The sequence below is a fragment of the Pseudonocardia parietis genome (assembly GCF_017876315.1).
GTDB classification, from domain to species: domain Bacteria; phylum Actinomycetota; class Actinomycetes; order Mycobacteriales; family Pseudonocardiaceae; genus Pseudonocardia; species Pseudonocardia parietis.
On record NZ_JAGINU010000001.1, the window covers coordinates 4112219 to 4138368 of the forward strand.

Genomic DNA, 26150 nt, shown 5'->3' on the forward strand with positions numbered 1-26150 from the left:
CGGGGCATGGCGAATCGATCACTGCGGATCGGCAACATCTCCGGCTACCTCGGCGACCGCTACTCCGCCGTCGACGAGGCGATGGACGGTGACCCGGTCGACGTCCTCATGGGCGACTACCTCGCCGAGATCACCCTCGCCGCGCTCGCCGCCTCCGCGCGGCGCGGGAAGCCGGGCTACGTCGCCTACGCCATCGACCAGCTCACCCCGCACCTGGCGGAGATCGCGCGGCGCGGGATCCGGGTCGTCACCAACGCCGGCGGGTTCGACCCGGCAGGGATGGCCGACGAGCTCCGCCGCCGGATCGCCGACGCCGGGGCGGACCTGCGCGTCGCCCACGTCGCCGGGGACGGGGTGTTCGAGCGGCTCGCCGACTTCCACGCCGGCGGCCACGGGATGGAGCACCTCGACACCGGTGCCCCGCTCAAGGACTGGGGCGTCGAGCCGATCGCGGCCAACGCCTACCTCGGCGGGTTCGGGATCGCCGCGGCGCTGGCGGCCGGCGCGGACATCGTGGTGACCGGACGGGTCACCGACGCCTCGCTCACCGCGGGCCCGGCCGCCTGGTGGCACGGCTGGAGCCCGGACGACCACGACGCGCTGGCCGGTGCCGTCACCGCCGGGCACGTGGTCGAGTGCGGCGCGCACGCCACCGGCGGGAACTTCTCCGGGTTCCGGGACGTGCCGGGCATGCTGCGCCCCGGCTTCCCGATCGCCGAGATCGCCGCCGACGGCTCCTCGGTGATCACCAAGCACGCCGCGGACGGCGGCGCGGTCACCGTCGACACCGTCACCGCGCAGCTGCTCTACGAGATCCAGGGCCCGCGCTACCTCAACCCGGACGCGACCGTGCACCTGGACACGGTGCAGCTGTCCCGGCAGGGCCCGGACCGCGTCGCGATCGGCCCCGTCACCGGATCCCCGCCGCCGCCGACGGCGAAGGTCGCGGTGTTCGCGCCGATCGGCTACGAGATCTCCACGATGCTGTTCTGCACCGCCCCGGACGTCGCGGGCAAGGTGGAGCTGCTGCGCAACCAGCTCCGCGCCCAGCTGGAGGGCCACGTCGACCAGCTCGACGTCACCCCGCTCGGCGTCGCCGCGGAGAACCCGGCGACCCAGTGGGCGGCCACCGTGCCGATCCGGGTGATCGCCACCGCCCGCGAGGCGGAACCACTGCGCCGGTTCGCCCCCGCCGTCGGGTCGCTCTACCTGCAGGGTTTCCCCGGCTTCCACCACGACGGGCACGCTCCGCGGGCCGCCGAGCCGTGGCCGCGGATCGAGTACTGGCCGGCGCTGCTGGACTCGGCACTGCTCGATCACCACGCCGTCCTCGACGACGGCACCCGGGTCGAGGCGCCCCGCTCGGCCCGTACCGCGACACCCGACGAGCTGGCCCAGCCGGTGCACCCGGAACCGGGCCTCCCGGTCCCGGACGGTGAGCCGGTCGAGCTCGGCGCGCTGACCTTCGCCCGGGCCGGGGACAAGGGCGGCAACGCCAACGTCGGCGTCTGGGCACCGGACCCCGCGCACTGGGACTGGTTGCGTGCCACGCTGTCCACCGCGCGGGCGAAGGAGCTGCTGCCCGAGGCGCAGGGCGCGATCGTGCGGCACGAGTTCCCGCACCTGCGTGCGGTGCACCTGGTGCTCGTCGGGCTGCTGGGCTCGGGCGGCTCGGCGAACCTGCGTGTCGACCAGATCGGCAAGTCGGTCGGGGAGTATCTGCGGGCCAAGCATGTGGCGGGACCTGCGTGAGCGTCACCGAACGCGTCCGCGTCGTCGGTCGCGGCCCCGCCACCGACGACGCGTTCGACCCGGGAGCCGCCCTGGCCGCCACGTCGGTCGGGATGGCGGCGGTGCACCGCGACGTCGGCGCTCACCCGGCGAGCTGAGCCCGCTGCCGGGCCCGTGCCGCCTCGGTGACCGGGGTGAACAGGTTGACCAGGTTGCCGTCCGGATCACGGAACAGCAGGGCCCGGTTCCCCCACGGCATCGTGGTGGGAGGCGTGACGACGTCGTCGAGCCGGTCGACGAGCCGGGCATGGGTCGTGTCGACGTCGTCCACCACGAACTCGACGATCGCGCTGCGGTTCGCCGCGGGTACGGCCGAGCCGGGACCGAACAGCGGAACGGTGGCGACGTCGGCGAGGGCCAGGGTGCCCGCGGGTGAGCGCAGTTCTGCGAACCGAGGAGTGGCCCAGTCGGCCTGCAGGCCCGTGACCTCCTCGTAGAAGGCGACGAGACGGGGGAGGTCAGCAGTGATGATACGGATCGACACGAGGTTCATGATCGGCACGCTAGCGGCGATAGTGGGCAGGAACGGTCCAGTATCGTGGGGAGATGAGCCGTCCGACCTCCCGCGTGCTCACCGTGCTGGAGCTGCTGCAGACCGGCGGTACCCGCACCCGTGCCGAGCTCGCCGAACGGCTCGGCGTCGACGAGCGCACCGTGCGGCGCTACGTCGGGCACCTGATCGACCTGGAGATCCCGGTCGTGTCGGTCCGGGGGCGGTACGGCGGCTACCGGTTGGGCCGCGGGTACCGGCTGCCCCCGCTGATGTTCACCGACGAGGAGGCGGTGGCCGTCTGCCTCGGACTGATCGCCGGGTCGCGTACCGGACTGACGACGGCCGCGGCCGCCGCGGGAGAGACCGCGCGAGCCAAGATCCGGCGGGTGCTGCCCACGGCCTCGGGGGCCCGGCTGGACGCCCTGCTCGGCACGGTGTCGTTCACCGGTGATCCGGTGCGCCGCCCGGCTCCCGGGCCGGACGTGCTCCTGGCCGTGGCCGACTCGGTGCAGCATCGACGGCCGCTCGCGTTCGGCTACACGAACGCCACCGGGGAACGCAGCGCTCGGAGGGTGCACCCGCACGGCCTCGTCGCGCATTCCGGCCGGTGGTATGTCACCGCCCTCGATCCCACCATCGCCGAGGACCGCACCTTCCGCCTCGACCGGATGAGCGACGTCCGAGCGGTGGAGGGTGCGTTCGCACCACCGGAGGATCGGGTCGACGCGGCGACGCGGGTCCTGGACGGCATCGCCGCCGCGCCGCGGGGGCACGAGGTGGTGGTGCGGGTACGCGGGGTCGCGGAGGAGGTCCGGGCCCGGCTGCCCGCGGGTCTGGCCGTGGTCGAGCGGCTGGGACGGGAGTCGCGGGTGACCTTGCACGCGGAACGCCTCGACTGGGTCCCCGGGGTCCTGATCGCGCTCGACCGCGGTTTCGTGGTGGAGCGGCCGCCCGAGCTGCGGGAACGGCTCGCCGAGCTGGCGGCGCGCCTCGTCCGGGCTGCCGTGGCCTCCGAGCACTGACCGCGGCGCGTGTCCGCGGGCGCGCCGTGCGGGGTTCCGGTGCGGGTACCTACCGTGGAACGGTCCGCACCCGTCGAGAGGATCGCATGACCCGACCGCACCGCTCCCGTCCCGGCGCCGGCTCGGGCGGCCCGCCCCGTCGGGGTGGACCGCGCCGGTCCGACGCGCCGCCGCCGTCCGGGATCCGGGGTGACGGCGACGAGCTCGGCTCCCGGCTGCACGGCCTCGACGGCGCGAGCTACGGCGCCTACAAGGGGCTCGCCGGGCGCTGGCAGATGGACGGCTTCGAGCTGGAGGTCCGCAAGGTCCAGGCCGACCCGTTCGCGCCGCCGTCGCGGCTGCGGGTGACGGTCCCCGCGGCCACCGCCGCACTACCCGCCGAGCTCCACCGGACCCGGGTCCGCGCCCGCGCGCTCGGCGGGTTCCTGCTGCGCGCGTTGCGGACCGCGCTGCGCGGCACCCCGGTGACCGTCGACGCGGGCGGCCAGGAGGTTCTCGACCGCAGCGCGATCCGGATCGGGGGCGACGGCGAGGAGCCCGGCACGGTGATCGTCGAGCTCGGCGCCCCGTTCCCCGGGCACGGGCGCCGGATCGCCGGGCACGCTGCGGCCCGCACCCTCACCGACGACCTGCCCTCCGCCGTGCACGCGGCCCTGACCTGGGAACGCGCCGACCAGGACGCCGCGAACGAGTTCGTGGACACTGTGGAGGACGCCGGCGCGTTGCGGGACGCGCTGCGCGACAACGGGCTCGTCGCGTTCGTGGCGGACGGCGCCGTGCTCCCTCGGGCGTCCGGTGTGGACGACCGACGGCTGCGTGACGGGGTGCCGTTCGCGTCGCCGGAGTCGCTGCGGGTGACGCTGCCGGTGCCGCACCGCGGCGAGGTGACCGGGATGGGGGTCCCGGAGGGCGTCACGCTGATCGTCGGCGGCGGCTACCACGGCAAGTCCACGCTGCTGCGCGCGCTGGAGACCGGGGTGTACGACCACGTCCCCGGTGACGGCCGCGAGCTCGTCGTGGCCCGCCCGGACGCGGTCTCGGTCCGGGCCGAGGACGAGCGCTCGGTGCAGCGGGTGGACGTGCGCGCGTTCGTGTCCGATCTGCCGTCGGGGAAGCCGACCGGGGACTTCTCGACCGAGTCGGCGTCCGGGTCGACCTCGCAGGCGGCGTCGACGATCGAGGCGCTCGAGTCCGGCGCGGACGTGCTGCTCATCGACGAGGACACCTCGGCGACGAACGTGATGATCCGCGACGCCCGGATGCGCGAGCTGATCGAGTCCGAGCCGCTGGTGCCGTTCGTCGACCGGGTCCGGCCGCTGCACCGCGGCCGGGGCGTGTCGACGGTGCTGGTGATGGGCGGGTCCGGTGACTACCTCGACCGCGCCGACACGGTGATCCTGCTGCAGGACTACCGGATCTCCGACATCACCGGGCGCGCCCGCGAGATCGCCGGCACCGCTCCCGAGAGCGCCGACACCCCGTTTCCGGACTTCGGCCGTCGCGTGTTCGACCCGGCGAGCGTCGACCCGCAGGTGCGCGGACGGCGCAAGGTCACCGCACGCGGTCGCGGGCGGCTCACGTTCGGCGGCGAGGACATCGACCTGTCGGCGGTGTCCCAGCTGGCCGACCCGTCGCAGACAACCGGCGTCGGGCTCGCGCTCGCCCATCTCGACCTGGACGGCGGCACGCTCGCGGAGGCCCTCGACCGGCTCGACGCCGACGTCGGGCACGGGGGAGCGGCCGCGCTCGCGCACGGATCGCTCGCCGACTTCGCCGTGCCCCGGCGGCACGAGATCGCCGCGGCGCTCAACCGCCTGCGGCCCGCCCGGGTGACCGGCCACCGGGCCGACGGCGAGCGCTGACCCGGATCATCACCCCATCGGGCGGCCTCAGGAACCAGCACACCCGGCCCGCCGACCCCTCACCCGTGGTGCGGGCGTCCGCTCGTGCCGCGGACCGACGAGGGGAGCGCCCGCGTGCGTCACATCGCCACCTTCTGCGGCAGCTGCAACTGCGGCTGCCCCGAGCTCTACGTCGACGACACGGCCGCGCCGGACAAGCGCATCGTGCTCACCGACGACTTCGGGCAGCAGGTCCAGATGAGCACCGACCAGCTCGCCGACCTGGTCGCGTCCGCCCGCAACGGCGTCCTGGACCAGCTCCACGACGCCTGAGCTCGATCGTCGGCCCCGAGGCGCTGCTGTCGTCGGGTCGCTGCAGGTGACCGGAACGTGCTCATCCGTCGTCCGTTGCGGGGAGGAGCTGCTCGATCAGGATCGAGGACAACCAACGTTCGTAGCGTTCGCCGCTCCAGGCCCGGTCGGTCACGAGCAGGCGATACACCTCGGGTGAGGCCAGCGCATGCACGATGTCGCCGGCGTCGGCCTCGCTCAGCCCGTCCCGCAGCGCGCCCGTCCGGGCGAGAGCACCGGTGATGCGCTGCTGGCCGTCGTGGCGCTGCTCGGCGATCTCGGCAAGCGCCGCGGCGGCGCCGCGGTCGGAGCGGGCCGCTTCTTCCAGCACGCGGTGCACAGACGCGGTGCGGGCCATCAGCCCGGCGACCAGCGCGGCGAATCCGTTCAGGGTGTCGCGCGGGTCGGGGTCGTCGACCAGGGCGCGTACCTGGGGGCGGTCGAGCATCGCCACGGCCCGGTCGTCGCCGGCGATCGAGACCTCGAGCACGGCTCGGAGGATCCCCAGCTTGGAGGAGAACAGCCGGTACACCGTGGGCTGGGGCGTGTCGGAGGCCTCGCTGATCGCCTCGATCGTGGTCGCGGCGTACCCGCGCTCGAGGAACAGCTGCCGCGCCGCCGCCACCACTGCCGCCCGGGTGCGCCGGGTCCGCGCCTGCGGTGCAGCGGTGGCGTGACCGCCCTTGACATCGTCAACCACGCTCGTGATAGTAACACTCTCAAATCGAGGGTGGCACTCTCGATTTGACGGATGCCGTCGCACGGCGACTCCGTCCCGCTACACAGAGAGGACCCGTCATGACCCGGATCGAGTCGGTCATCCTGGAAGCTCGCGACCCGGCGGCCGCCGAGGACTTCTACTCCGCGGCATTCGGACTCGGCGACCGGTTGCGCGTCCGCGCCGGCGACAGCCCGACCAGCGGCTTCCGCGGCTTCACGCTCTCGCTGGTCGTCGCCCGGCCCAACATCGTCGACACCCTCATCGACGGCGCCACCCGAGGCGGGGCCACCACGCTCAAACCGGCCACCAAGAGCTTCTGGGGCTACGGCGGGGTGATCCAGGCCCCCGACGGGGCGATCTGGACGCTGGCCTCGTCACAGAAGAAGAACTCCGGGCCCGCGACCCGCCAGATCGACGACTTCGTGCTGCTGCTCGGCGTGGCCGACGTCAAGGCCACCAAGCAGTTCTACCTCGACCAGGGCTTGACCGTGGCCAGGAGCTTCGGCTCCAAGTACGTCGAGTTCGACACCGGCGGCTCGCCTGTCAAGCTCGCCCTCCACAGCCGACGGGCAGCGGCCAAGAACGCCGGGGTCCCTGCCGAGGGCAGCGGCTCGCACCGCATCGTCATCCGCAGTGGCAGCGGGTCCTGTGCCGACCCGGACGGCTTTCTCTGGGAGCCCCCGGTCGCCGGCGGAGACCGCGCCGCAACCCCCTGACGGCCTGACGACGTCGCAGGGAGAGGCACGGACCCGGCGTGCGTGTCTCCCCGGGCGATGAGACGCGACCCACCGCGGTCGGTAGCCGAACCGTCGCTCATGTCACTGCGGACGCCGACGGCCCCTGTCTCTCGACCGTCGTTACACACCGGGGGCCAGGGTCGCGGCGATCCCGATCAGCCGCTCACGCAGGGGCTCGGCGCGGGCGGTGAAGCCCGTCTGGGCCCGGACGTACTCGGCCCGCCCCTGCGGGGTCTCGATCGGAATCGGGGTGAACCCGTGGCCGGTCAGGTCGTACGGGCTCGCCCGCATGTCCACCTCGCGGACGTCCGCGGCGAGTGCGAAACAGTCCGCCACCAGCTCCGACGGCACGGCGGGCGCCAGCTTGTAGGCCCATTTGTAGAGATCCATCGTCGCGTGCAGGCAGCCCGGCTGCTCGAGCTCGACCTGGGACTCCCGGGTCGGGGTCAGCGCGTTGCGGGGCGCGGCGGCGTCGGTGAAGAACCGGTAGGCGTCGAAGTGCGAGCAGCTGATCCGCATCGACTCGACGACCTCGTCGGTCCCGCGCGACCCCAGCCGCAGCCCGGTCGTGGCACCGTGGCGCGGCTGCTCGGCGCGGTAGACCATCGCCCACTCGTGCAGCCCGAAGCAGCCCAGCTGCGGGGCCCGGGACCGGGTCGCGGTGAGCAGCCGGTGCACGAACGCGGCGGTGGTCCGCAGCCGGTCCGGTGCCGCGGCCGGGTCGAACACGACACCGTCCCCGCCGGTGCGGCGGTAGCCGGGACGGTCCAGGAACGCCTCGGCTCCCGCGCCGGTGAGCACCGTCCCGGGCCCGGCGTCCCACCGCTCCAGCAGCGCGGGCCGATGCGAGTAGTAGGTGAACAGGAAGTCCCACACCGGGTGCGCCTCGCCGCGCCGGCGCCGCTCACGGTGCGGGCCGGTCCAGGCGGAGACCCGTTGCCGGTGGGCGGTCGCCCGCGCACGCCACGCCGCGGAGTCGAGCACGGTGCTCCCGCCGGTCGGCGCGGGGCCGGGGTCGGTCCGGGCGTCCGTGGTCACGGGCCGACGGTACGTCCCACCGGTCCGCCGGCCCTGCCCCGGGCGGGAGGCCCCGCCTGGCGGCGGGCCGTGCGCTGCGCCGAACCGCGCCGCGTCGAACCGCGCCGCGTCGAACCGCACCGCGTCGATCCGGGCCCGACCGGGCGTGCCCATCCTCCCGCCGAGGTGCGCCTCATGGCGAATTGTCGATCACCGGACAGCCGTGGGCTGCATCTCGGCGGGGATCCGTGGGGCACGGCCCGGTTCCCGCGGTGCCGGTCGAGGGACGCCGTGCCGGTCAGGGCGCGGTCCCGGTCAGCTCGGCGTGGGTCAGCTCGGCGTGCCGGGGGCGTGCGTGGCGTCCCGGACGGTCCCGACGAACGCCTCGGTCACGTCCTCCATCGTCACCACCCCGACGGTGTCGCCGCGGCCGTCGACGGCCCGGGCCAGGTGCGCCCGCGCATCACGCATGGTCGCGAGCGCCTCGTCCAGGCGGGCGGTGACCGGCACCGAGGGCAGGCTACGGACCCGCTGCGGCGGGATCGGGGCCGAGCCGGCGCCCGCGAGGTCCAGCGCGTCCTTGACGTGCACGTACCCGGTGAGCCTGCCCTGCGCGCCGCGGATCGGGAACCGGGAGTACCCGGTGCGCTCGACGGCGTCGGTGAGGTCCGCGACGGTGGGGCCCGCAGGTAGGCAGACCAGGTCGGCCGACGCCACGACGACGTCGGCCACCGTCGACTCCGCCGAGGTCAGGGTGCGCGCGATCCGGGTGGACTCCTCGTCGTCGAGCAGCCCCTCGCGCCGTGAGTCGTCGATCATCTCGGAGAGCTCGCCGGAGGTGAACGCCGTCTCCAGCTCGTCCTTCGGCGTGACCCCCAGCAGTCGCAGGGTGCCGTTGGCCAGGTGGTTGAACAGGTCGATGAACGGCTTGGCCATCGCCGTCCACACCAGGAACGGCGGGACCAGCAGGATCGCGGCCCGCTCGGGGCCGGTGATCGAGATGTTCTTCGGCACCATCTCGCCGAGCAGCATGTGGGCGATCACCACGATCAGCAGCGAGACCCCGAACGCGATCGGGTACGCCGCCGCGGCCGGGACGCCGAGGGCGTCCAGGGGGCCGTCGATGAGGTGGGCCACGGCGGGCTCGCCGAGCCTGCCGAGCAGCAGCGAGGCGATCGTGATGCCCAGCTGGGAGGCGGCCAGCATCCGGGAGAGGTCGTGCGCGGCGCCGAGCACCCGCTGCGCCCCGGTGGACCCGGCCTCGGCCATCGCCTCGAGCCGGTCCTTGCGCGCCGAGATCAGCGCGAACTCGGCACCGACGAAGAACGCGTTCGCGCCGAGCAGCGCGACCGCTGCGACCAGGGCCCACACGTCCGAGATGCTCACGCGCGCACCTCCCGGTCCGTGGCACGGCCGAGCCGGATCTCCGCCACCCGGTTGCGGTCGCGCCGCAGCACGGTCAGCAACCGGTCGCCCACCACCAGCTGGTCGCCGACGTCCGGGATCCGTCCCAGCCCGGCGTTCACCAGGCCGGCCAGGGTCTCGTACCCGCCGCGCGGTACCCGGAAGCCGGTGGCCTCCTCGACCTCGTCGGTGCGCATCAGCCCGGACAGGACCCAGCCCTCGTCGCCGATCGGGCGGGCCGGGCTCTGCTCGGGCCGGTCGTGCTCGTCGCGGACGTCGCCGACGATCTCCTCGACCAGGTCCTCCATCGTGACCAGGCCCGCGGTGCCGCCGTACTCGTCGACGACGACGGCGGTCTGCAGCCCGGCCGACCGGAGCCGGGTCATGAGCTCGTCCCCGTCCAGCGACGACGGGACGGTCTCCAGCGGCCGGGCGAGCTCCCGCACCGGTGTCGTGGACCGCCGGCCGGCCGGTACCGCGAACGCCTGCTTGACGTGCACCAGGCCGAGCGGCGTGTCCGGGTCGCCGTCGATCACCGGGAAGCGGGAGAACCCGGACCGCCGGGCCAGCGCGACCAGGTCGGCCACGGTCCCGGCGGCGTCGATCGTCTCCACCCGCACCCGCGGGGTCATCAGGTCCGCGGCGACGCGGTCGGTGAACCGCAGCGACCGCTCCAGCAACGTCGCGGTCCCGGCGTCGAGGCTGCCGCTGGCGGCACTGGCCCGGACCAGCGAGCTCAGCTCGCCGGGGGAGCGGGCCGACCGCAGCTCCTCCGCCGGTTCGATGCCGAGCCGCCGCACGATCGCGTTCGCCGCACCGTTCAGCCCGGTGATCAGCGGGCGGAACGTCGCCGCGAAGCCCGCCTGCAGCCAGACCACCGCCCGGGCCACCCCGAGCGGGTGCGCGATGGCCAGGTTCTTCGGCACCAGCTCGCCGAACACCATCGACAGCGTGGTCGCGAGGACCAGCGACAACACGGTCGCGGTGCCCGACGCCCAGCCCCCGGGCAGCCCGACCGTCTCCAGCACCGGGCGGATGAGCCCGGCGACGGCCGGTTCGGCGATGTAGCCGGTCGCGAGCGTGGTGACGGTGATGCCCAGCTGGCAGCCGGAGAGCTGGAACGACAGCGTGGTGTGGGCGCGGTGGACCGCGCGGGTGCGCCGGTCGTCGCTGCGGGCCAGCGCGGAGTCGATCCGGCTGCGTTCCAGCGCCGTCAGGGAGAACTCCGACGCCACCGAGACCGCCGTGCCGAGAGTGAGGGCCAGCACCGCGAGCAGGCCGAGCAACGCGACCAGGACGGTCACCGAGGACCACCCCGGGATCGGTGGGGAACGGGTCGCATCGGGGCCCGACGATACGCACGGTCAACGGCCTGCGCGCGTCGGATCTGCGAGTGATGTCACCGTCCGTACCCGCCGTCCGGGGTCTAGGTTGGTCTGCCATGACCACGGCGACGACGCCCTCCACCCGAGCGCCCCTGGCCGGCCCCGTTCGGGTCGCCGAGCACGCGCTGAGCTCGGTGGCCCGGTGACCGCGGCCGCGTCCATCCCGCCCTACGGCGGGCGCAAGCCGTCGGGGCTGGCGAAGGGCAGCGCGTCGCCGTTCGTCGACTTCGACCGGAGATCGTGGGCGCAGCTGGCGTCCTCGACCCGGGTGCCGCTCTCGGCGGAGGAGCTCGACCAGCTGCGCAGCTTCGGCGACTTCGTCGACCTCGACGAGGTCCGCGAGGTGTACCTGCCGCTGTCGCGGCTGCTGAACCTGCACGTCGAGGAGGGCGGGCGGCTCTACCGTGCCTACCGCCGGTTCCTCGGCGCGGCCAGCGCCCGGACGCCGTTCGTGATCGGCATCGCCGGGTCGGTGTCGGTCGGCAAGTCGACGACGGCCCGGCTGCTGCGGCTGCTGCTCGCGCGCTCGCCGGAGCACCCCAACGTCCAGCTCGTCACGACCGACGGGTTCCTGTACCCCAACGCCGAGCTGGAACGGCGCGGGCTGATGGAGCGCAAGGGCTTCCCCGAGGCCTACGACCGCCGCAAGCTGCTCCGGTTCGTCTCCGAGATCAAGGGCGGCCGGCCCGAGGTAACGGCGCCGGTGTACTCGCACCTGGTCTACGACATCATCCCGGACGAGCGGCTGGTCGTGCGCCGTCCGGACATCCTGATCATCGAGGGGCTCAACGTGCTGCAGCCCGCGGTGGCCGGCGCGCTCACCGTGTCGGACTTCATCGACTTCTCGGTCTACGTCGACGCCGCCACCGCGGACGTGCGGCGCTGGTACGTGGAACGGTTCCTGCGCTTGCGCGAGACCGCGTTCCGCGACCCGCAGTCCTACTTCCGGCGCTACGCCGAGCTCGACCACGACGCCGCCGTCAGCCGCGCCGAGACGATCTGGTCCTCGATCAACGCGCCGAACCTGGAGCAGAACATCCTGCCGACCCGCTCCCGGGCCAGCCTGGTGCTGACCAAGGGAGCGGACCACGACGTCACGCGGGTGCGGCTGCGGAAGCTGTAAGAGGAGCTTGCGGAACGAACCTCAGCGGTGAGAGGAGCTTGCGGAACGAACCTCAGCGGTGAGAGGAGCTTGCGGAACGAACCTCAGCGCAGCCCCTCTACCAAACCGTCGGTGCAGGCCACGATGTTCGCGGCCGAGCAGGTCTCGTCGGTGACGTGCGCGAGCTCCGGGTCGCCCGGGCCGTACACCAGCACGGCCGGATCGCCGAGCAGCCCGGTGAGCACCGACGCGTCGGTGAAGTAGGAGGCGAACGCGGGCGGGCCGTCGTGGCCCAGCACCCGCGCGACCGACGACGCCCGCGGGTCGGCCGGGTCGGTGGCGACCGACGGCAGGTCGATCAGGGTCTCGATCCGCGGTGTCCGGCCGGGCGCCGCGGTGCGGGCGATCTCGGCGACGCGTTCGCGGGCGGCCACCGCGTCGACGCCGGGGACCAGCCGCAGGTCCAGCTCCAGCTCGGCGTGGTCGGGCACCAGGTTCGGCTGGGTCCCGGCCCGGAACACCCCGGGGTTGCAGGTGACGTCGCCTTGCGTGGTGCCGGTGGGCCAGCTGTGGTCGTGCAGCGCCGCCGCGACCCGGCCGAGCGCGACGAGGGCGTTCTCGCCGAGGTCGGGTCGTGAGCCGTGCGCGCTGATCCCCTCCTGCACCAGCCGCAGCCACAGCACGCCCTTGTGACCGTGCAGGACCCGGTTCGAGGTCGGCTCGGTGACCAGCAGCAACGGCGAGGGCTCCAGGCCGGTCAGGGTCCGGGCGCCGTCGCAGCCGGTCTCCTCGCCGAAGGTGAACACCAGCTGCAGCGGCGTGCCGGGGTCGCTGCGCAGCGCCGCGACGGTGATCGCGGCGACGCCGGCCTTCATGTCGGTGGTACCCCGCCCGCGCAGCCGCCCGTCGACGACGTCGCCGGCGTGCGGGTCGAACGACCAGCCGGCCGGGTCGGCCGGGACGGTGTCGAGGTGCCCGGTCAGCGTGGTCGGGGGCGCCGCTGCGCCACGGCGCGCGACGAGGTTGGCCCGTCCGGGCTCCTCCTCCCGGACGTGCACGTCGAAACCGCCGTCGTCGAGCAGATCGGCGAGCAGGTCGGCGGCGGCCCGCTCGCCGCCACCGCGGGTGTCCAGGGCGACGAGGCGGCCGGCGAGGTCGACGGGATCGTGCACGGAGGTCCTCCTTTGCGTGGGTACAACGATCGTGACACGCGACGGGGCCGATGCCGTCGCGCACGCCGATGTTTGGCACGATGTCCCGATGGGTCCGAATTCCGGCCGTGCCGACGCTGCGACCACGGCGGTGACCAGCCGGTTCGAGACGCCCGACGACGAGGTCGCCGCCCGGCTGCGGCTCGCGGTCGGCCGGCTCAACCGGCGGATCCGGATCGACGGCAGCGAGTCACTGCCCCCGTTGCAGCTCTCCACCCTGGTCACCGTCGAGCAGCTCGGCCCGCTGCGGCTCTCCGAGCTCGCCCGCCGCGAGGGCGTCACCGCGCCGACGATGTCGCGGGTGCTGTCGACCCTCGACGAGCAGGGGATGGTGCGGCGTGCCCCCGACCCGGGCGACGCCCGCGGTGTCCTGGTCTCCGTCTCCGAGGACGGCCGGGCCAAGCTGCGCGAGGTCCGCAACCAGCGCACCGCGCTGATCTCGCGGCGGCTCGACCGGCTCGACGCGGAGCAGCGGGCGGCCCTGGAGGCGGCGTTGCCCGCGCTGGAGGCCCTGATCGTCCCGGACGAGGACTGACACATGCCGGCCGGGGCCGTCGCCGCGCTGCGCACCCTGGACCCCCGTGACCCGGACCGCTCCGATCTCGAGCCGCTGGCCCGGATCGTCGGTGACGCGCGGGTCGTGTGCCTGGGCGAGGGCGCGCACCTGGCGCACGAGTTCCTGCTCGCCCGCGACCGGCTGACCCGGTTCCTGGTGGAGCGCCTCGGCTTCACCGCCGTGGTCCTCGAGTCCGGCTACGCCGAGGGCCTCGCGCTCGACCGGTGGGTCGCCGGCGGCCCCGGTGATCTCGGCGAGCTGTCGGTGCACGCCGTCGGCCACGGCCTCGGCGACAACGACGCCACCCGGGCGCAGCTCAGCTGGCTGCGCGCGCACCCCGGCGTGCGGGTCGCCGGCATGGACCTGCCGGGCTCGGGCACCGACCCGGGACCGGCGGTCCGCGAGTGTCTGGACCGGGTGCCGCCGCGCTCCGGCTACGACACGTTGCGGGCGCTGTCCGCGCTCGGCGACCGGGAACCCACGGCCGCGCGGTCCCGGGCGCTGCGCCGGTTCCGCGCGCTCGAGCCGGCCGACCGCGACCGGCTGGTCGCCGCGCTGCGCGCGCTGCCCGGGCGGGCCGGCGGGGACGCGGTCGCGCTGCGCTGCGCCCGCGGTGCGGCCCTGGTCGCAGACTGGCTCACCGACGGGCCGGTGATCGGGCCGGGCTCGAACCCGCGCGACGAGCTGATGGCCGACACCGTGCTCGGACTGCTCGACGAGCTGGGGCCGGACGCCCGCGTCGTCGTGGCCGCGCACGACGGGCACGTCGGGCGGCTACCGGTGTTCGGCGCACCCTCGCTCGGGACGCTGCTGGCACCCCGGCTCGGCGACGACCTCGTCGTTGTCGGTTCGACCTTCGCCGGCGGCGAGGTGATCGAGCTGCGCGCCGACCCGGACGAGGAACTCGTCCCGGGCGACGCGGTGGTCGTGCCCGCCCCGCGGGCCGCCGCCGGTTCTCTGGACGATCTCATGGACGGTTTCGGCCCGCTGCACCTCACCGACCTGCGCCGGTTACCACCCGGCACGACCGACGGCGTCGAGACCAAGGCGTTCCAGCACCTGACCGTGCCCACCGACCCCGCCGCGTTCGACGCGGTGCTGCACGTCCGCGCGGTCACGGCGGAGCCCGGCGCGGCCGGGCGGCTGCGTGCCGAGGTCGCCCACAGCAGTCCCTGAGCGGGACGGGATCAGGCCGGTTCGCCGTCCACGGTCACGGTGATCTGCGAGCCGTCGTCGCGGGGACCGTCGGTCACGCTGCGCAGCCCGGCGATCCGCGACGACTCCGGCAGCGGCTCGGGGTAGTGCCAGAAGGCGTCGGCGATCCTCGTGCCGCCCGGGAGCTCGGCGTGCTCGTAGGCGGCCTCGCCCTTGTACGGGCAGCGGGTGCGGGTCTCGGCGGGGGAGAGCGGGACCGTGACGTCCTCCGGCCGCAGGTACCAGCGGTTCCGCAGGCCCGTCTCGGACAGCACGACGGGTGCGCGGGACTCGGCGAGCACCGTGTTCCGGCCGTCGGCCGCGGTGTGGGTGACGACGACGTGGCGCCGGGTCGGCCGGATGTCGACCCGGGTGTACGGGTCGGTGAGGTGGGCGAAGACCCGCTCCTCCTCGTCGTACCAGGCGTCCGCGGCGTCCCAGTAGAGCGCCACGAGACCGTGCAGCCAGCCGGCGGCCGCGATCGGCTCGGGGTAGGTCCAGACGGCGTTCTCGGCGCTGCGGTCCCCGACCCGCAGTGAGCGGTAGGTGGCGTCACCCTTGAACGGGCAGTGGGTGGTGTGGTCGGTGGGCATCAGGATGCTCGCGTCGATGTCCTCCTCCGGCACGTACAGCACCGGGAGCAGGTTCGACTCGTGCACCAGGAACCCGCGCCGGGTGTCGAGCACGGTCCGCCCGGCGAACTCGGCTCGCACGCGGCGCGGGAACGGGTGCATCAGAAGCTTGTGCGGCGGCCCGTCGATCGAGTAGTTGACCGTCGACGGCGCATACGACGACAGCGGCCCGTCCGTTCGCGTCAGCCCCACCAGTGTCCCTCTCTCTCGTCTCACCGGCCCGCCGGTCTCACCCGGCCCTCGTGCCCACCCGGTTCCACATTCGTGGTCCGCCGGTCCCGTGTCACGCGACCGACGGGTCCGAGTGTGGCCGACCCCGCCCGGCTCGGGTCCGATGGGTGCCACCAGGGAGGTAGCCGTGACGTCGCACATCCCGTGCGCACCTCGCACCCGCTGTAACCCTTGCGAGGTCCGCGCCTCGGTTGCGAGCGAGGTGCGTGGACTGCCGTTCGGTCCGCGGCGGTCGCTCGTCGAGATGGGCGACGGCGGCCGTGACCTGTGCATGGCGGGGTGAGCGCTCCTGGTGATCGCCCGTTGTGGAGTGTTGCGAACGCTGAGCGGACGTCGCGCTCCACAACCGGTGATCACCCGGATCGGGCGGGGGCCAGGAGCGCCATCCCGACCAGCTCGCGGTCGTGACGGTGACCGTGGCGGTGATGATGCGTCCCGGGCCGGAGCGGACCATGGACGACACGATCACCGCCCTTCGCGTCCTCGGGTCCGTGCCCGCTGGGCCTGGGCATCGCAATCGGAGGTCAGCTGCCACGCCCGATCGGCCCAGTCGCGCGGCCGTGTGCCCGTCGAACCTTCCGATCCGCTTACGGGTGATTGCGATCCCCAATGTTGCGGTCCGCAACGTGTGTAGCATGCGAAACATGACGGAACGTCCGATTGGCCCGATTGACGACGACCCGATCGGTGGTGGTGTCGCCACGGCCGAACGGGGCGCCCCGACCGGCATCCGGCGCTCGGATGCCGAGGAGTCGCTGTACTCGCTGGAGAAGCAGATCACCCTGCTCGTGCGGCGCACGATGGAGTCTGTGTGGGCCCACGGCTACGGCTCCGACGACGCCGTCGACCGCTACACCTACCCCGTCCTGATGCTGCTGGACGACGAGGGCGCGCTCTCCCTCACCGCGCTGACCGGCAAGCTCGGGGTCAGCAAGCCCACCGCCAGCCGCCAGGTGTCCCGGCTCTCCCGGGCCGGGCTGGTCGACGTCTCGCCGCACGAGCGCGATCCGCGCTCGGTCAGCGTCGCGCTCACCCCGGCCGGTCTGGCCGCCCGCGAGCAGGTCCGCGCCGCCCGGCTGGCCCCGCTGCGTGACGTCATCGCGCACTGGCCGGACGCGGACCGGGAGTCCCTCGCCGGTCTGCTCGAGCGGTTCACCACCGACCTGGACCAGTACCTGCGCTGAACGCCGCGTCCGGCCCGCCGGTCGCGCACGGTGCGCGCCACGGTCCGCCCACCGGGTGATGCCATAGTGGGGGGCCCGGGTGACGTGACGCGCCCGGGGACGCGAACCGGTGACAGGGGGTCGGTGCGGGCGTGGACGCGCTGGTGGCACTCGTCGCCGGGGCACTGAACGGCATCCGGGGTCTCGGGATCCCGGACGCCTGCCCCGGCGGCTGGGCATGGTCGGTCACCGCCCTGGGGGTGCTCGTCGGCCTGCTGCCGACCGCCGGTGCCGTGCTCGTCGCGCTGGTGCGCCGCCGGATCGGCTCGGGTTCGTCGTCCGGCTACAACGCCGCCGAGTCCGTGCTGCTCGGCGGTATCGGTCTGCTCGCGGCGGGCCTGCTGCCGCTCGCGGTGTTCGTCGGCGCCGGTGAGACGTTCGCGCTGGCCACCCAGGGTGCACCGGCCGTTCCCGGGCTGAGCGCCTCGGCCACCGACTCGATCCGGGTGACGACCTGCGACATCGTCGGCACCCAGAGCAGCTACCTGGGCCGGGGCAGCGTCGCCGGTTCGATCGGCGGGGGCGACATCGTCACGTCGGTGACCGCGGTCGCCCTGCTCGGGATCGTGCCGCTGCTCGCCGTCATGCTGGTCGCCGTCCAGGCCCGCACCGCGCTGCGCCGCGGGCCGCGCTGGCCTGCCAAGTTCTTCTGGCTGTCGCTGTTCTCCCTGATCGTCCTCACCGCGGCGGTGCCCGCCGGTACCGCCGAGCACCTCTGGGTGGGGATCCTCGGCGGCAGCCTGGTCGGCGTCCTGATCGTCCCGATGGTGCCCCCGCCGTCGCGGGACCGGATCGAGCGGATCCGGTCCGGACGGGACGCGCCGCGCGCCTCCCGGGCACTGCCCGCCGCGCCGCGTGCCGCCACGGGCTCGTCGCGGGCCGGGCGCGCGGCCGGCACCGGGGCAGCCCCGCAGAGCGCCGCCGGCGCCACCCCGAGCGTCGCGGAACGCCTCGCCGAGCGGTTCTCCCGGCGCGAGCCGGAACGGCCGGTCGAGCTCTCCGGGCGGACCGGTACCGGCGCGGGCCGGGGGCAGAGCGCCGGTCACGGCCCCGGCGCGGCGCCGGGCGCCGGTGCCGCACCGGTGGCGCAGGCCGCCCCGTACGCCGGGTTCCACGCGCCGCCCGGGCCGGGCGGACGGCCGCCGTCGGCCTACCAGGGCGGCCCGCCACCCGGCGCGATCCCGCCCGGGGGCCAGGGCAGGCCACCGACCGGTCCCGCCGCACACCCGGCGGCCGGGCCGCTGCGCCCGCACGGGCCGCCGTCCGGTGGGCCGTTCCCGCCTCCGGGACCGCCCCCGCGCAGACCGACGCTCGTCGCGCCGGTCCCCGGTGGCCCACCGCGCGCGCCGCGGTTCCGGTTGCTGAAGCGGCTCGGGGCCGGTGGCTTCGGCGGTGTCTGGCTGGCGCACGACGCCAAGCTCGGCCACACCGTCGCCGTCAAGTCCGCGCACGCCGCCGATGCGGAGACCGAGGAGCGGATCCGCCGCGAGGCCGCCGCGCTCGGGTCGATGCGCCACCCGTGCTGCGTGGAGATCTACGACCTGATACACGCCTCGGCCGACCCGGGCCTGCAGGGCATGGACGGTCTGGTCATCGTCATGCAGTACGTCGACGGCATGTCACTGGGCGAGCTCGTCGGCGAGCGCGGCCCGGTGGACGACATCTCCGCGGCCCGGATCTGGACCGGGATCGCCGGCGCGCTGGACACCGCGCACCGGGGCGGGGTGCTGCACCGCGACATCAAGCCGGGCAACATCGTCGTCGACCCGCAGGGACACCCGCACCTGATCGACTTCGGGATCGCCCGCAAGCAGGGCGACTCGACGCTGACCCAGACCGGGTACGTGCTCGGCACCCCGGACTACCTCGCCCCCGAGTCGGCGGCGGGCAAGCCGGCGTCACCGGCGTCGGACGGGTGGCAGCTCGCCGCCGCGGTGTCGTTCGCGCTGAGCGGGCACCCACCGCGCGGGGAGTCGAGCGACGCGGTCGCCGGGCTCCGCGCGGCCGCCGCCGGGGCGAAGCTGACCCACCTGCCCCACCGGACCGCGCACCTGTCGCTGCTGAAGCAGGCGCTGCGGACCGAGCCGCAGCGGCGCCCGGACCTGCGCGCCGTGCAGAACAAGCTGGACGGCTGGCTGCAGCGGCACGGCTACCGCGCCGACGGTCCGGTCACGGCGATGTTCGATCGGCAGTGACGCCGCGGCGTGCGACCGGCAATGACGCTGCGGGTTTCGACCGGCAGTGACGCTGCGGCGTTCGACCGGCGGTGATAGCGCGGCGTGCGACCGGCGGTGATACGGCGGCTCAGAACCAGGCGTCGACGAACAGGTACCCGGCCAGGGCGAGCCCGGCGACGGCGATGCCGGTGCGCAGTGCCCGGGTCGGGAGCCGCCGGGCGACGACCGGGCCGAGCCTGCCACCGATGAGCAGGCCCAGCGCGAGTGCCGGGACGGCCGCCCAGGCGACCTGACCGAGGAGTGCGAACCCGACGGCGGCGACCGTGTTGGCGGCCAGGGTCAGGACGTTCTTCAGGGCATTGGCCCGCAGCAGCGTCGCCCCCGGGAGCGAGGCGAGCAGTGCCAGCATCAGCACTCCGGCGGCGGCCCCGAAGTACCCGCCGTAGATCGCGATCCCGAACACGCCGAGGGCGACCGCCGGGCCGGGGCGCCGGGTCGCGGCCGGGCGCGGCGGGACGAGCAGCAGTACCGCGGCGGCGGCCACGAGGAACGGCACGATGCGCTCGAAGCCACCCTCGGGCGTCACCAGGAGGAGACCGGCGCCGGTGGCGCCACCGAGCAGCGCGGGGACCACCCAGCGTCGTACCTGGGGCCCGGCGCCGCGGAGCTCGGGGCGGGACCCGGAGACCGCGCCGGCCCCCAGGAACAGCATGCAGACCGTGTTGGTGACGTTCGCGGTCGTCGCCGGTAGCCCGACGGCCAGCAGCGCGGGATAGGAGAACAGCGACGCCAGGCCCGCGACCGCCCCGATCAGCCCGGCCCCGACCCCGGCCACGAACAGCAGCGCCAGCTCGGTCGCGGTCACCGGGCGCGGCGAGGGAACGGCGGGTCGAAACAGATGCGAGGACCCTACCCGGTCTCGGCCCGGTGTCGTGCGGACTGCGCGGAGGGCTCGCCACAACTCGGAAGGTCAGGAAGGGAGTCCGAACAGGACCGTCCGAACCCGACGGTCGATACTCTCGGTGATCGACCGGATCCGGTGAGCATGATCCGAATTGGGCCGTTCGGGCCTGTGCGCCGAACGGTTTGGGATGCACTATCGACGCTGGAGTCCCGGTCACGACGCCGGCCCGTAACGGGCCCTGTGTGCCGCTCGGCTCCGTCTCGTCGAACCCTCGACGTGATGGCGAAGCTGGGGATCCGGGACTCGGTCGAGGACATCCTGATCACCTTGGACACCCAGTACCACGTGATCCGGCCGATCTCGTTGCGCGGGGAGGAGCAGCTGTTCTTCTACGTGGCGCTCAACCGGGCGCAGGCGAACCTGGCGATGGCCCGTCGTGACCTGCGGACGATCGTCGACCGGTTCTACGTCGGTGCACCCGATCCCACTCCCGTCACCGGCGTGCCCGGCCGGGAGCCCGCCGGCCGGCACTGATCCGCCGGGCGTGAACCGGGTCTGGAGGCACGGGATGCAAGCACGACCGGCCGGGACGGGCCGAGGAACGTCCGGGGTGTCGGCGGCGCGCCTGGTGCGGTCGCTGCTCGCCCCGCGGTGGTGGCAGCGGCCGATCGGGCTGCGGGCCGGGGCGCTGGTCGATCCGTCGAGCGGGATGCTGATCGACGGGTTCTCCGACGGCCCGGTCGCCGTCGATCTGGAGCTGCTCGGTGCGGTGGCGCGGGCGGAGCTCGCCCGGCTGCAGGAGATCGACGACGCGGTCGACCGGCTGCGCGAGCAGTGGCGGACGCACGGTCGGGCCGACCCCGAGTGGGAGGTCGTGGCCGCGGCGACCCGCGCCCTGCTCGGGGTGGTCCGGCGCGTGGAGGGGGCGGAGCTGCGGCTGCTGGTCGATCCGGGGCAGGGGATCGTGGTGCGGGTGGTCCACGAGGGAGGACGCCCGGTCGCGGTGCTGGAGGTCCTTCGTCCGGCGGCGGCCGGTCCCGCGATGTCCGGACTGCCCGCTCCGGCCGGCGGGAGCGACCGTCTCCGGCTCCCCACACCCCGTGGGCCGGGCCCGGTGGAGTCCACGACCACGCGGCCGCCGGGGGAGGCTCCCGGCCGGTTCCTGCGCTCGGACGTTGCCCGCGAGATCGCAGCCCGCCGCGAGGCCCTGCGAGGGCGCCCGGACGAGCCGCACGTGTGATCGGGGCCGCCCGGACGAGCCGCGCGCGTGATCGAGAGCGCCCGGACGAGCCGTACGCGTGATCGGGACCGCCCGGACGAGCCGCGCGCATGAGCACGGAGTCGTGGCGGTCCGGTGCCACGGACGGCACCGAACCGCCACGACGCGCTGGTCACTGCCCGTCGCCCTCGATGTCAATGGTTCATTGACGCCAGCTCATGGTCAACCAAACGACGACATCTCACGCGCCGCCCGGGCGGCGCGCAGCGTGTGGCCCCACCAGACGAGCTGGTCGGTGAGCACGTGCGCCGCGGTCGCGGCGGCGCCGTCGTCGGCGAGGTTGCCGTCCGCGTCGAACAGCGCCCAGAACTCGTGCAGGCTCACGCCGTCGCGGACCGGCACGGCATGCAGCTCGACGAAGACCGTCCGCAGGTGCTCGACGGCGCGGATGCCGCCGGAGAGACCGCCGTAGCTGACGAACCCGACCGGCTTGGCGGCCCACTCGGTGTGGAACGCGTCGATCGCGGACTTCAGCCCGGCGGGGTAGGAGTGGTTGTACTCCGGCGTGACGACGACGAACGCGTCGGCCGCGCCGAGGCGCCGGCGCAGGTTCTCGTCGGTGCGGTCGAGGCCGGGGGACAGGTCCGCCTCGGCCAGGTCCACGAGGTCGACGACGACGTCGTCGCGCCCGTGGAGCTCCTCGGCGAACCAGCGGGCGACGGTCGGCCCGAACCGGCCGGTGCGGACGCTGCCGATGATCACAGCGGTCCGGATCGGGCCGGCGCGGCCGTCGTCCGGGTCCGCGGTCCTGATGGTGCTGGTGGAGGTGCTCACCGTCGTGCTCCTTCGTGCCGGCGGGCGGCCTCTCCGCCCGCTCCACCGGGACGCTAGGAGCTGGAGCTGGCTTCAGGTCAAGGGCAAGCCCGGCCCCCGGTCGCGCGAGTGCAGTGCGAACCAGAGCTCGGCCCGGACGCCCGGTGAGTCCAGGTCCCGCGCCAGCAGCCCCCCGACCTTCTCGATCCGCGCGCGCAGCGTGTGCCGGTGCACCCCGAGCCGGGTCGCGGCGGGGTCCCACTGACCGTGGTGGGCGAGCCACTCGCGCAGCGAGCCGACCAGATCGCCGCGGCGCTCGGTGTCGTGCCGGACCAGGGGAGCGAGCACGGACTCGGCGAACGCGGCGGCGTCCTCCGGGACCACCAGCGCGGACAGTCCGCTGCCCGCGAGGTCGGCGAACCGGAGCACCGCCCGGTCACGCCGCTCGGCGGCGTCGAGCGCCCGGCCTGCCTCGCGCAGTGCCCGGCCGAGACCGGCGACCGGCGCGGGGTCGGAGATGCCCGCACGGATGTCGCGGACCCGCCCGGCGAGCGCGAGCACCGGCTGCACCGCCTCGGCGCCCACGATCGCCGCCACCTGCCCGTCCAGCTCGGCGTGGAAGCCGACCGAGGCGCGCTCCAGGGCGTCCAGCAGCACGTCCTGGCGCCCGGCCGATCGCCCGCCCAGTGCGACGACCACCAGGTCGCCGTCCGGCAGCGGCCCCCAGGTGTCGGTGAGGACCTGCTCGGCCCCGCAACCGGGCAGTGTGGCCAGCGCCCGCAGGACGGCGGTCCGCAACCGCTGCTCGGCGCGGCCCGCGGCGGCGCTGCGGGCGTGGGCGAGGGTCAGGACCGACACCGCCGACCCGATCACCTGCCGGTCGACCGGGGTGAACTGCCGGTCCCGGCCGACGGCGAGGACGGCAGGCCCCACCAGCCGCACGGGCTGCAGGACGACCTGGCCTCCGCCGGTGGCGACGGTGACGCTGGAGGGACCGGGGTGCTCGCGGACCCGGGCGATCTCCGCGGCCAGCGCCGCGGCACGGCCGGAGGCCTGGCGTGGTGCGGCGTGCCGGACCCGGTCGTCGGCGTCGGAGATCAGGACCCACGCGTCGAGCCGCTCGGCGAGCCGGTCGAGGACGCGCCCGGTACCGGCGTCCCGGTCCTGCCCGAGCGCGGCCGCGGTCAGCGCCCGCTGCGCCTCGTCGGTGCGCACGACCTCGGCGAAGCGTTCCGCGGCCCGTGCCTCGGCGACCGCCCGGGCCAGCGCCAGGAAGGGTGTCCGTTCCGGTACCTCGATCAGCGGCAGCCCCTCCCGGGCGCAGGTGGCGGTGACGGCGGGCAGGCACTCGTCGTGACCGAGGCCGGTGCCGAAGCCGAGGCCGGCCAGGCCGTGCCGGGCGAGCCGGGCGACGTAGCGGTCCGGGTCGGCGGAGGGACCGAGCCCGGTGGTCAGGAGCAGTTCGCCGCCGTCCAGATAGGGGGTGGGGTCGGGGAGCTCGCTGGAATGCACCCAGGAGATACGTCGATCCAGATCCGCGGAGGGACACGCCGCACGCAACCCGAGGTTGCGGGTCCTGCACAGATCGCGCAGCGTGAACGGCACGGAGCCCCCTGACAGATCGGAGTGTCGCCAACATCGAACTCGACGATCCGGACACTACCGCGGCCGGGTGTCGTCGATCACGCTGTCCGGCACGGATCCGGCATCGTCGAAGGGAAGTTCGAGCGTGACCACCACCGCGCCGCGTTACATCGGGACGAGCCTGCTTCGCAAGGAGGACCCGGCGTTGCTGACCGGCCGGGCCACCTGGACCGACGACATCGCCCCGTCCGGGACCCTGCACATGGCGTTCGTCCGGAGCCCGCTCCCGCACGCGCGCATCACGAGCATCGACACCGGCGAGGCGAAGGCCCACCCGGGCGTCCGCGCGGTCTACACCGCCGAGGACGTCGACCACGAGTTCCTCGCCGGGATCCCGTGCGGCTGGCCGGTGACCGAGGACATCAGGATCCCGGACCACCGGCCGCTGGCCCGCGGCGAGGTCAACCACGTCGGCGACGGTGTCGCGGTCGTGCTGGCCACCAGCGCGGCGGCCGCGCGGGACGCGGCCGACCTGGTCGACGTGGAGTACGAGGAGCTGCCGGCCGTCGTCGACATGGCCGACGCGCTCGCCGACGACGCGCCGCTGGTCCACGAGGAGCTCGGGTCCAACCACTGCTACACCTGGCCGCTGGCCACCGGTGACATCGACGCCGCGTTCGCCGAGGCCGACGTCGTGGTGTCCGGGCGGTACCTGCAGCAGCGGGTCATCCCCTCGCCGATGGAGCCGCGCGCCGTGGTCTGCGTGCCGGACCCGGTCGGCGGCGGCTTCACCGTCTACACCGCGACCCAGGTCCCGCACTTCGTCCGGGACCTGCTGGCGGCGGTCACCGGCGTGGCCGACACCAAGATCCGGGTCATCGCCCCGGACGTCGGCGGCGGCTTCGGTGCCAAGCTCAACGTCTACGCCGAGGAGTTCCTGGCCCTCGTCCTGGCCCGCAAGCTCAACGCGCCGGTCAAGTGGACCGAGACGCGTTCGGAGCACCACCAGGCCACCACGCACGGCCGCGGCCAGATCCAGAACATCTCGATCGGGGCCACCAGGGACGGCCGGATCCTCGGGATGAAGATCGAGCTGCTCGCCGACATGGGCGCCTACCTGCAGCTGCTCACCCCGGGCATCGCGGTGTTCGGCGCCTTCACCTTCTGCGGGCTCTACGACTTCGGCAGCTACTCGTTCACCTGCCGCGGCGTGTTCACCAACCTCACCCCGACCGACGCCTACCGCGGCGCCGGACGCTCCGAGGCCGCCTACGGCCACGAGCGGATCATGGACGACCTGGCTCGCGAGCTGGGCATGGACCCGGCCGAGGTGCGGCTGCGCAACCTGCACCCGAAGTTCGACGAGCCGCGCACGGTGCCCTCCGGCGTCCAGTACGACTCCGGCGACTACGAGACCTGCATGCGCCGGGCGATGGAGCTGGCCGACTACGACGCGTTGCGGGCCGAGCAGAAGCGCCGCCGCGCCGAGGGCGGCCCGGTCCAGCTCGGCATCGGGTTCGGCAACTTCACCGAGTCCGGCGGTCTGTCCCCGTCGAAGGTCGCGGCCGGGGTGCGGCTGCAGTCCGGCGGCTGGGAGCAGGCGACCGTCCGGATGACGACCTCGGGCAAGGTCGAGGTCGTCACCGGCACCTCCCCGCACGGGCAGGGCCACGAGACGGCCTGGTCGCAGATCGTCGCGGACAAGCTCGGCGTGCACCCCGACGACATCGAGGTGCTGCACAGCGACACCCTGATCGCCCCGTTCGGCCGGGACACCTACGGTTCGCGCAGCCTGTCCGTCGGTGGCTCGGCCGTGCACCTGGCGGCGGGCAAGGTGCTGGACAAGGCGATGCTGATCGCCGCGCACCTGCTCGAGGCCGACGAGAAGGATCTGGAGTTCGACGCCGGCACGTTCCGCGTCGCGGGCACGTCCGGGCCGTCGGTCACCATCCAGCAGGTTGCCGGGGCGGCAGCGCTGGCGGCGGACCTGCCCGAGGGCATGGAGCCCAACCTGACCGCCGACTCGGCGTTCGACCCGCCGAACTTCACCTGGCCGTTCGGCACCCACGTCTGCGTGACCGAGGTCGACACCGAGACCGGTTTCACCCGGATCCGCCGCTACGTCGCCGTCGACGACTGCGGGGTCGTCGTGAACCCGACGATCGTCGAGGGCCAGCTGCACGGCGGTATCGCCCAGGGCATCGGCCAGGCTCTCTACGAGCACGCCACGTTCGACGCCGACGGCAACCCGACCGCCGGCAACCTCGCCTCCTACACCGTGCCGTCGGCGACCGACCTGCCGAACTTCGAGCTGGACCAGATGGTGACGCCGTCGCCGACCAACCCGCTCGGGGTGAAGGGGATCGGTGAGTCCGGCTCGATCGGCTCGTCCCCGGCGGTGGTGAACGCGGTGATCGACGCCGTGGCGCACCTCGGCGTGACCCACGTGGACATGCCGGCGACGCCGCAGGCGGTGTGGCGGGCCATTGCCGAGGCAAGGCGGGGAGACAACCGCGCCTCGGCGGAGCAGAATTCCTGACGA

Annotated in this window: 24 protein-coding genes; 14 read left to right on the forward strand and 10 right to left on the reverse strand. The window is 74.2% G+C overall.

The features are described from left to right. Positions 1-6: 6 nt before the first annotated feature. Positions 7-1752: an acyclic terpene utilization AtuA family protein gene (locus JOF36_RS19415; RefSeq protein ID WP_210028699.1), complete on the forward strand. Its 1746-nt coding sequence runs from the start codon at positions 7-9 to the stop codon at positions 1750-1752. Continuing rightward, on the forward strand, positions 1749-1889 hold the full coding sequence (locus JOF36_RS19420; RefSeq protein ID WP_210028701.1) for a hypothetical protein: 141 nt from the start codon (positions 1749-1751) through the stop codon (positions 1887-1889). The genes JOF36_RS19415 and JOF36_RS19420 overlap by 4 nt, the downstream gene beginning before the upstream one ends. Here JOF36_RS19420 and JOF36_RS19425 read toward each other — a convergent pair. After that, positions 1874-2284, reverse strand: coding sequence for a VOC family protein (locus JOF36_RS19425; RefSeq protein ID WP_210028705.1), 411 nt, complete (start codon positions 2282-2284; stop codon positions 1874-1876). The two genes, JOF36_RS19420 and JOF36_RS19425, sit on opposite strands and share 16 nt — an antisense overlap. Positions 2285-2337: 53 nt before the next feature. Between JOF36_RS19425 and JOF36_RS19430 the strand changes: the two genes are divergently transcribed. From JOF36_RS19430 to JOF36_RS19440, 3 genes are all read left to right on the forward strand, one after another. After that, on the forward strand, positions 2338-3306 hold the full coding sequence (locus tag JOF36_RS19430) for a helix-turn-helix transcriptional regulator (protein ID WP_210028708.1): 969 nt from the start codon (positions 2338-2340) through the stop codon (positions 3304-3306). Between the two features lie 86 nt (positions 3307-3392). Next, positions 3393-5168, forward strand: a complete 1776-nt coding sequence (locus tag JOF36_RS19435; protein WP_210028710.1) for an ABC-ATPase domain-containing protein — start codon at positions 3393-3395, stop codon at positions 5166-5168. A gap of 114 nt (positions 5169-5282) precedes the next feature. Then, positions 5283-5480 (forward strand): hypothetical protein, encoded by a 198-nt coding sequence (locus JOF36_RS19440; RefSeq protein ID WP_210028711.1) that lies wholly within the window; start codon positions 5283-5285, stop codon positions 5478-5480. Positions 5481-5541: 61 nt separating this feature from the next. Here JOF36_RS19440 and JOF36_RS19445 read toward each other — a convergent pair whose 3' ends face one another. Further along, positions 5542-6198, reverse strand: a complete 657-nt coding sequence (locus JOF36_RS19445; RefSeq protein ID WP_210028713.1) for a TetR/AcrR family transcriptional regulator — start codon at positions 6196-6198, stop codon at positions 5542-5544. A gap of 98 nt (positions 6199-6296) precedes the next feature. Between JOF36_RS19445 and JOF36_RS19450 the strand changes: the two genes are divergently transcribed. Further along, positions 6297-6935 (forward strand): VOC family protein, encoded by a 639-nt coding sequence (locus JOF36_RS19450; RefSeq protein WP_210028716.1) that lies wholly within the window; start codon positions 6297-6299, stop codon positions 6933-6935. A gap of 141 nt (positions 6936-7076) precedes the next feature. Here the strand turns inward: JOF36_RS19450 and JOF36_RS19455 are convergent, their stop codons facing one another. The 3 genes from JOF36_RS19455 to JOF36_RS19465 form a co-directional block, all read right to left on the reverse strand. Next, positions 7077-7994 carry a 3-methyladenine DNA glycosylase gene (locus JOF36_RS19455; RefSeq protein ID WP_372447393.1) on the reverse strand — a complete coding sequence of 306 codons (918 nt, stop codon included), beginning with the start codon at positions 7992-7994 and terminating at the stop codon, positions 7077-7079. A gap of 309 nt (positions 7995-8303) precedes the next feature. Next, positions 8304-9353: a hemolysin family protein gene (locus JOF36_RS19460; RefSeq protein ID WP_210035937.1), complete on the reverse strand. Its 1050-nt coding sequence runs from the start codon at positions 9351-9353 to the stop codon at positions 8304-8306. A 2-nt stretch (positions 9354-9355) separates the two neighbouring features. Continuing rightward, positions 9356-10681 (reverse strand): hemolysin family protein, encoded by a 1326-nt coding sequence (locus JOF36_RS19465; RefSeq protein WP_210028722.1) that lies wholly within the window; start codon positions 10679-10681, stop codon positions 9356-9358. Between the two features lie 274 nt (positions 10682-10955). Between JOF36_RS19465 and coaA the strand changes: the two genes are divergently transcribed. Next, a complete protein-coding gene (gene coaA, locus JOF36_RS19470; RefSeq protein WP_210035939.1) occupies positions 10956-11885 on the forward strand; it encodes a type I pantothenate kinase in 930 nt (309 codons plus the stop codon). A gap of 83 nt (positions 11886-11968) precedes the next feature. Here coaA and JOF36_RS19475 read toward each other — a convergent pair whose 3' ends face one another. Further along, on the reverse strand, positions 11969-13036 hold the full coding sequence (locus tag JOF36_RS19475) for a M20 family metallopeptidase (protein WP_210028726.1): 1068 nt from the start codon (positions 13034-13036) through the stop codon (positions 11969-11971). Between the two features lie 88 nt (positions 13037-13124). Here JOF36_RS19475 and JOF36_RS19480 point away from each other — a divergent pair, with 88 nt between their 5' ends. Then, positions 13125-13610 (forward strand): MarR family winged helix-turn-helix transcriptional regulator, encoded by a 486-nt coding sequence (locus JOF36_RS19480; protein WP_210028733.1) that lies wholly within the window; start codon positions 13125-13127, stop codon positions 13608-13610. A 3-nt stretch (positions 13611-13613) separates the two neighbouring features. Then, entirely contained in the window at positions 13614-14807 is a 1194-nt protein-coding gene (locus JOF36_RS19485) for an erythromycin esterase family protein (protein WP_210028735.1), read from the forward strand. 11 nt (positions 14808-14818) lie between these two features. Here JOF36_RS19485 and JOF36_RS19490 read toward each other — a convergent pair whose 3' ends face one another. Then, a complete protein-coding gene (locus JOF36_RS19490) occupies positions 14819-15649 on the reverse strand; it encodes a DUF427 domain-containing protein (protein WP_210028737.1) in 831 nt (276 codons plus the stop codon). Positions 15650-16332: 683 nt separating this feature from the next. Here JOF36_RS19490 and JOF36_RS19495 point away from each other — a divergent pair. Next, positions 16333-16872, forward strand: a complete 540-nt coding sequence (locus JOF36_RS19495; protein WP_210028738.1) for a MarR family winged helix-turn-helix transcriptional regulator — start codon at positions 16333-16335, stop codon at positions 16870-16872. 131 nt (positions 16873-17003) lie between these two features. Continuing rightward, the gene (locus JOF36_RS19500; RefSeq protein WP_210028746.1) at positions 17004-19106 is read left to right on the forward strand and encodes a serine/threonine-protein kinase; all 2103 of its coding nucleotides are present in this window, start codon (positions 17004-17006) and stop codon (positions 19104-19106) included. Between the two features lie 109 nt (positions 19107-19215). Here the strand turns inward: JOF36_RS19500 and JOF36_RS19505 are convergent, their stop codons facing one another. After that, positions 19216-19953 (reverse strand): sulfite exporter TauE/SafE family protein, encoded by a 738-nt coding sequence (locus JOF36_RS19505; protein ID WP_210028748.1) that lies wholly within the window; start codon positions 19951-19953, stop codon positions 19216-19218. A 318-nt stretch (positions 19954-20271) separates the two neighbouring features. On the opposite strand from JOF36_RS19505, the gene JOF36_RS19510 reads away from it, so the two are divergent. Further along, positions 20272-20526 (forward strand): hypothetical protein, encoded by a 255-nt coding sequence (locus JOF36_RS19510; RefSeq protein ID WP_210028750.1) that lies wholly within the window; start codon positions 20272-20274, stop codon positions 20524-20526. Positions 20527-20602: 76 nt separating this feature from the next. Continuing rightward, positions 20603-21232, forward strand: a complete 630-nt coding sequence (locus JOF36_RS19515) for a hypothetical protein (RefSeq protein ID WP_210028752.1) — start codon at positions 20603-20605, stop codon at positions 21230-21232. 201 nt (positions 21233-21433) lie between these two features. Here JOF36_RS19515 and JOF36_RS19520 read toward each other — a convergent pair whose 3' ends face one another. Then, on the reverse strand, positions 21434-22045 hold the full coding sequence (locus tag JOF36_RS19520; RefSeq protein WP_307862468.1) for an NADPH-dependent FMN reductase: 612 nt from the start codon (positions 22043-22045) through the stop codon (positions 21434-21436). Between the two features lie 72 nt (positions 22046-22117). Further along, positions 22118-23629: a PucR family transcriptional regulator gene (locus tag JOF36_RS19525; RefSeq protein WP_307862470.1), complete on the reverse strand. Its 1512-nt coding sequence runs from the start codon at positions 23627-23629 to the stop codon at positions 22118-22120. 124 nt (positions 23630-23753) lie between these two features. Here JOF36_RS19525 and JOF36_RS19530 point away from each other — a divergent pair, with 124 nt between their 5' ends. Beyond that, positions 23754-26147: a xanthine dehydrogenase family protein molybdopterin-binding subunit gene (locus tag JOF36_RS19530; protein ID WP_210028756.1), complete on the forward strand. Its 2394-nt coding sequence runs from the start codon at positions 23754-23756 to the stop codon at positions 26145-26147. Positions 26148-26150 lie beyond the last annotated feature (3 nt).